The sequence below is a fragment of the Synechococcus sp. H60.2 genome (assembly GCF_047462315.1).
Lineage (GTDB): Bacteria > Cyanobacteriota > Cyanobacteriia > Thermostichales > Thermostichaceae > Thermostichus.
This window is the reverse complement of the sequence record NZ_JANSIZ010000108.1, coordinates 1-5,671: the sequence shown is the minus strand read 5'-3', so window position 1 is coordinate 5,671 and position 5,671 is coordinate 1. Positions and strand designations below refer to the sequence as shown.

Annotated in this window: 4 protein-coding genes and 1 pseudogene; 2 read left to right on the top strand and 3 right to left on the bottom strand. The window is 58.3% G+C overall.

Annotation, left to right across the window (positions count from 1 at the left end; genetic code table 11):
- Positions 1–262: 262 nt before the first annotated feature.
- A complete protein-coding gene (locus NW845_RS12140; protein ID WP_414378715.1) occupies positions 263–1,648 on the bottom strand; it encodes a TIGR03985 family CRISPR-associated protein in 1,386 nt (461 codons plus the stop codon).
- A 135-nt stretch (positions 1,649–1,783) separates the two neighbouring features.
- On the opposite strand from NW845_RS12140, the gene crn3 reads away from it, so the two are divergent.
- Entirely contained in the window at positions 1,784–2,689 is a 906-nt protein-coding gene (crn3, locus tag NW845_RS12135; protein WP_414378714.1) for a CRISPR-associated ring nuclease Crn3/Csx3, read from the top strand.
- A gap of 204 nt (positions 2,690–2,893) precedes the next feature.
- On the opposite strand, the gene bchB is transcribed toward crn3, so the two are convergent.
- Entirely contained in the window at positions 2,894–4,426 is a 1,533-nt protein-coding gene (gene bchB / locus NW845_RS12130) for a ferredoxin:protochlorophyllide reductase (ATP-dependent) subunit B (RefSeq protein ID WP_414363698.1), read from the bottom strand.
- A 592-nt stretch (positions 4,427–5,018) separates the two neighbouring features.
- Between bchB and NW845_RS12125 the strand changes: the two genes are divergently transcribed.
- Entirely contained in the window at positions 5,019–5,321 is a 303-nt protein-coding gene (locus NW845_RS12125) for a Mo-dependent nitrogenase C-terminal domain-containing protein (protein WP_414378713.1), read from the top strand.
- A 35-nt stretch (positions 5,322–5,356) separates the two neighbouring features.
- On the opposite strand, the pseudogene NW845_RS12120 reads toward NW845_RS12125, so the two are convergent.
- A pseudogene (locus tag NW845_RS12120) lies at positions 5,357–5,578 on the bottom strand (nucleotidyltransferase family protein); the annotation flags it as partial.
- Positions 5,579–5,671 lie beyond the last annotated feature (93 nt).

Below are 5,671 nucleotides of genomic sequence, written 5' to 3'. Positions count from 1 at the left end.
ATCAATCCATCCTGCTTCCGAAGTTGGTTTGCTAAGTGTTGCTACTGTACCCCTTGATTCCTTAACAGGCTGTAAGTTGAATGTTTTGATAGCCAAGCGAGATGGTCAATCTACGAGTCAGGAGTTCACTTTCTTGTTTTTCTTTTAGGGAGCAGAAACGAGATAGCGTTTTCCAACATGTTGTGGTAGTTTAGTAATGAATCTCAGATTCTGGACTCATACTAGGTTCGACCACACCATACCTAGATTATGGACGGGTAGGTCAAGAAAGCACGAACTCGGGCCGATAAAACTGCAGCTCCGCCTGTGCTTCTTGGGCCATCTGTTCCCGGTAGGCCAGAGGGGCAATCACTTCGCCGTTGGGTCGCCAGTCCCGCAGGCGCATGGTGAAATTGGTGTCTCCCACCCGCACATAGGCGCGGAAGTAGCGGTCGCTGGCTGGCCTCTGCCGGAGAATGTGCAGGATCTTTTCCCGTTCCCCTGCATCGGTCACCTCCCGCTGTACCAAAGCCGGGATCCGCTCGTAGTCAATGGGTTGGAAGGTGGGGTGGCGCACCGTGTTGTCCACGTAGCGGCGGGCAAACTCCGGCGCAAAGCGCAAAATCAAGAGCGCCTTGGGCAGATAGAAATCAGATCCCCAGGCCTCTTCCCAGGCCGCTTGCACCGCTTCGGGGGTGGGCAGGTTCCCCTGCTTCTGGCGGGCCAATAGCTCTGCCGGCACCGCAGGGTCAGACCAGGGCACCACTGTCAGGCGAGGCGAGCGAATGCGATCCAGGCGAAAATTGTGCCAGCCCAGGGATCCGGCAGCCTGCGGGAGCTGACCAAAGGCCGCCAAATACTTGGCGCGGCGGGCATAAAACAGGCAAACCGGGTAGGTGAAAACCCTTTGGATCCCGTGCTGGCGGGTTTCATAATCAAAGCGGATCAGCCCTGCCGCCGGTTTTGTCCAGAAGGCCTCTAGCTGGTTTTGGTATTCGTCCACCCGCTCCTGCTGTTCGTCGGAGAGGATGTATTCAAACCAGACAAAGAGCCGCCGCTGCCGGTGTTGATGACCTCTCCAGATATCGTCCAGCAACACCTGCACGTCGGGATGCACAAAGGCCACGTCGCTGAGGACGTGGTAGATCTGCTCAAGCTGGCCACCCGACAACGTCAAGGCCGAGGCAGCCGTCGGCAAGGAGGGGCGATCCCCGGCGGCGCGGCAGCGAAAGTTATCTCTTCGCCTGGAGTTGGCCTCGATTGGCTGCAGCCAGCCCCGAGCGGCCAGGTAGTCCAGCTCTTTGCGCAGGGTGCGGTGGGTCTTGAAAAAGGGCCGGCTAGCCAGCAGCGTCTCCAGATGGGGAACTTCAGCTTTCAAGGCGGCCACCAGGTCGGGATCCTTTAGCCAAAAGCTCAGGGGCTTCTGGCAAATGCAGCCGGGATCCGGGCAGGAGATCCCGTGGGACAAATCCTGCTTGGGGTGGTGGGGCGAGAAGAGACGATCCCGAAGGTGGGTGTAGCCAAAGGTCTGCGGCAGATCCGGCCAGCGGTTTTCGCCATAGAGGCACTGGAGCAGCACCCACAGACGCACCGCCCGCTCCAGGCGCTCTGGCAACTGTCCGCCCGCCAGCCAGCGCAACACCTCCACCGTCAGAGGCAGCTCGTTCATCTCCTCTCTCTCCTCCAAAGCCAGCCCCAGCGCAGGGCCCGATCCCTCCACTCCTACTCTGCCAACAATTGGAAGCTCCCGATTCCAATCTTTTCCATACTGGAGCCAGTCTGTTGTCATTTCGTCCCCATTGCTATGGCTGCTGTAGCACTGCAGTTGCGGTCTGGCTATCTGGCCCATTGGCCGCAGAAACCCCATCTTGGCGGGCTATCGTTTCAGGTCATTGAAATCGAGTTGACCCGGCCGGATCGGCTGGTTTTCCCGGAAGACCTGGCCCAACTGCGCCTGCCTCCTGGGATCGATACCCGCTTGGGAGTGGTGCTGAGCGGGCGCGCCCCCATTTGGCTCTACGGCTGGTTGGTGCATGAGTGCCACTTCACCCGCTGGGTGGCCTGCTACGACCCGCGACTGGGAGCAGTGGTGGTCTCCAGCCACAGCCCAGACGTGCAGGTGGGCGAGATCATCCCCTGGGTGCAGGGCAGGCCAGGCTCAGAATTGGCGGCGGCAGTGATGGTGGTGGGCCCTCCGGATAGCGGTAAAAGCCGCCTGGCCCGCGCTCTTTTCGAGGCCCTGCTGCCCCAGGATCCCAACGTTTATCTACAGCGGGCCCACTGGGATGGGGAAGGAAATTGGACGTTGGATCTGCCGCCGGAAGAAGCCAAAATCCTCAAGCACCGCTACCGGGGACGCTTGACCCCTGAATTTTTCAGCTTCCACGCCCAGGCCATCCTCGCCCTGCGCCAACAAAAAAGCTTGGTGATCGTGGATGTGGGCGGCAAGGTGGATCCCCACAAGCAGCCGGTCCTGGAAGCCTGCTCCCATTACCTCTTGGTCAGCCGGGATCCGGCGGCCATTCCCCTCTGGCATGAGTTTTGTCGGGATCGGGGCAACCTGCGGTGTGTGGCTGTCCTGCACACGGGCCCCTGCCAGGAAGATCTGCCCAGGGATCCCAACCAACTGGAGCTGTGCTGGGATCCCGCCTCTCCGCTGCCCGCCGAGCTAGTGCGGGCGGTGCGAGGCTTGGTCGACTCGGCAGGATAACTTGCAGGGGGAGCGCGCTGTCGGCCCCTCAACGGGCTGTATCGCTAGGGGCATTGCCGAGGCGTTTTTCGGCGGCGTGCCAGACAAGATTGCCTCCAAAACCCTGGCCGTTTCAGACGAGCGGTTGTGCGGCATTGTACGGGAGTTGCAAGCAAGGTTTGTGGATCGGCGAGCCAGAGCTTCCATCACGTCGGATGGATCCCGTCAAGCCCCGAGAGCCTCCTTGGCCGCATACATAACCTCTAGAGTGATCTCGGTCAATCCCCGCTCGCGGGCAAATTTTTCGGTGTTGCGCTTCACCTTGCCCCGCACAAAGCCGGGCACCTTGTTCAGCTCCGCCTGGGCCTCCCGCGTCCAGATGAGATCGGAATCGGCGCTCAGGCTCTTGTGGATCACTTCTTTGGTGTCGTGGCCGCCGAAGACCTCCAGCAGGTGATCCTCCATGCCCAGGGTAAAGGAGTTGTAGATTAAGTCCACAACTTGGTTGGCGCCCTCGTAGCCCAAAAAGGGCTTGTAGCCGATGGGAAAATCCTGCACGTGGATGGGCGCGGAGATCACCCCACAAGGGATCCGCAGCCGTTTGCCCACATGCCGCTCCATCTGGGTGCCGAAGATAGCAGCAGGCTCCGCCTGGGCAATGGCATCGGCCACACGGGTGTGATCCTCCGTCAGCAGCACCTGATCGCAATACCCGCCCACCTCCGCCTGAAACCACTCGCCATCGTAGGTGCAATAGCTGCCCGCCCAGACCACGTGGATCCCCATCTCGCGGGCCAGGATCTTGGTGATCGCTGCCGCATGGGTGCAATCCCCGAAAACCACCGCCTTTTTGCCGGTCAGGTTTTGGCAATCGATGGAGCGGGAGAACCAGGCCGCCTGGGAAACATGTAGGGTCTGCTCCTGGATGTAGGGCTCGTAGTCCACCGGGATCCCTTGCTCGTTGAGAACCTGCTGGATTTGGCGGATGAAGCGGGCTGTTTCCACCACTCCCATGGGGGTGATCTCCACGTAGGGCGTGCCAAACTGCTCCTGCAAGTAGCGAGCTGTCATCGGCCCCAGTTCGCGGTAGGGCACCACGTTGAACCAGGCCCGCCCCAGATGCTTGAGATCGTGGACGCTGGCCCCCTGGGGGATCACCAAGTTAAGGTCGATACCCAGATCCCGCAGCAACTTTTTCAACTCCCGCAGATCGTGGGCGTGGTGAAAGCCCAGGCTGGAGATGCCGAGGATGTTGCAGGAAGGACGTTCTGTCTTCTGGGGTAAGCCGTCCAATTCGCCGCTTTTGCGGGCTTTGTTGATGTAGAACTCCACAATCTGCTGCAGGGTGCGATCGGCGGCCTGCAACTCGTTGACCCGGTAGTGGTTGACATCGGCCAGCAGCACGTCGCAGCGGCTGGCCAACTGGGCCTGCCGCACAAAGTGATGCAGATCCTCCTGCAAAATGCTGGAGGTGCAGGTGGGGGTGACGACAATCAAATCCGGCTGCTCCTCGCCATCTTTGCGGACGATGTTGCGAATCACCTTCTCGTCCGATCCCCGCGCCAACACCTGCCGGTCAACGACGCTGGTGGTTACCGGGGTAAAGTCCCGCTCCCGCTCCAACATGGAACGCATCACGTTGAAATAGTCGTCCCCCAGGGGAGCATGCATGATGCTGTGGACATTTTTGAAGGAACTGGCCACCCGCAGCGTGCCGATGTGGGCGGGGCCAGCATACATCCAATAAGCCAATTTCATAAGCAGCCTCTGAAGAAAGACCGAGGTAACAAAAAGGAGATCCCCATCCCCTGCCCGCTTCTCACTCGCTGGGAACCTCTCCTGGAATTGTAGAGTGCCCAGCAGCCGGGATCCCTTGCTCGTTATCTCCTGTAACTCTCGACAACAACATCTTGAGAAAATATTGATCATAAAGAAAAACAATGCTTCAAGGTAACTTTTGGTGCGGGGATCCCTCTACCATAGGCCCAAGCTCTGTTCCATCCTGGAAATAGGGACAACAGCCTTGAGCTGGATCCCCAAGCCCTGGCAGCTCGCCAGCCAAGGCGGTCAATTCTGTAGTTTTTGTTGCAGGTTAACTTTTGAATACAAAATGTGTACCTCTACAAACTTGAGCAGAGATTTTGTGTTACCCAGGCAAGTTTCTGGCCGCGGAAGGCAGACTGAGTCTGGAGAGAAACGCCTTCCTGTTTCCCTAGATACAAACCCGGGCAGGAGAGCATGACTGCTGCAGAGAGCGAACACCCTTGAGGTGTTGAGGTGAAAGCTTATGGGCTCTACCACGATTTCTTGGCAACGTGCGCGCAAAGCTTCAGAGGAGCAAACGGATTCCATGACTTCCACGTACTTCAAGCCTGCGGCTCACCTGCACGACTGGCTGCAGGCGCCCTTGCAACCAATTCGAGCGGCAATTGACAGCATTGAAGTTGGGGATCCCCGGCTGGCCCACTTTTTGTGTCGGTGGATCCCGGCTCGCTGTCCTTTCGAGCGAGATGTGGTGCTGTTTGGCCGCAAAATAATGCACATCCCACCGATGTGCAAGCTCAACCCCTTCTACAATCAGGTGGTAGGGCTGCGCTTCCGGGCTTTGTCGTTCTTGGCAGAACAGGGAGAAGACATCAGCCGCTATCTCTAGATTGGCTCTTGGTTTAGATGATACTTCACAGATATTCACGGGACATAGATTGCTTCTTTTTCTATCAATGGATGGAGTTCGGGGCGCAGAGCCTTGTCGGTGACAAGGTCTAAGGAGCATCCAAGTTTATCTTCCAAGTAGAAGAGCAGACTCAAGTAATGCTTGGAGTCGGCTTTACCCATAAATTCAACTAGGATATCGATGTCGCTGCCGGCTTGATCCTCGCCACGAGCGGTTGAGCTAAACAGGGCCAGTCGCCGTACGCCAAACTGCTCTTAACGTAAGGTGCGGAATTCCCCACCGTATAGACGGTGGGGATGGATAGCACCCTCTGACTGATTCTGGATGTA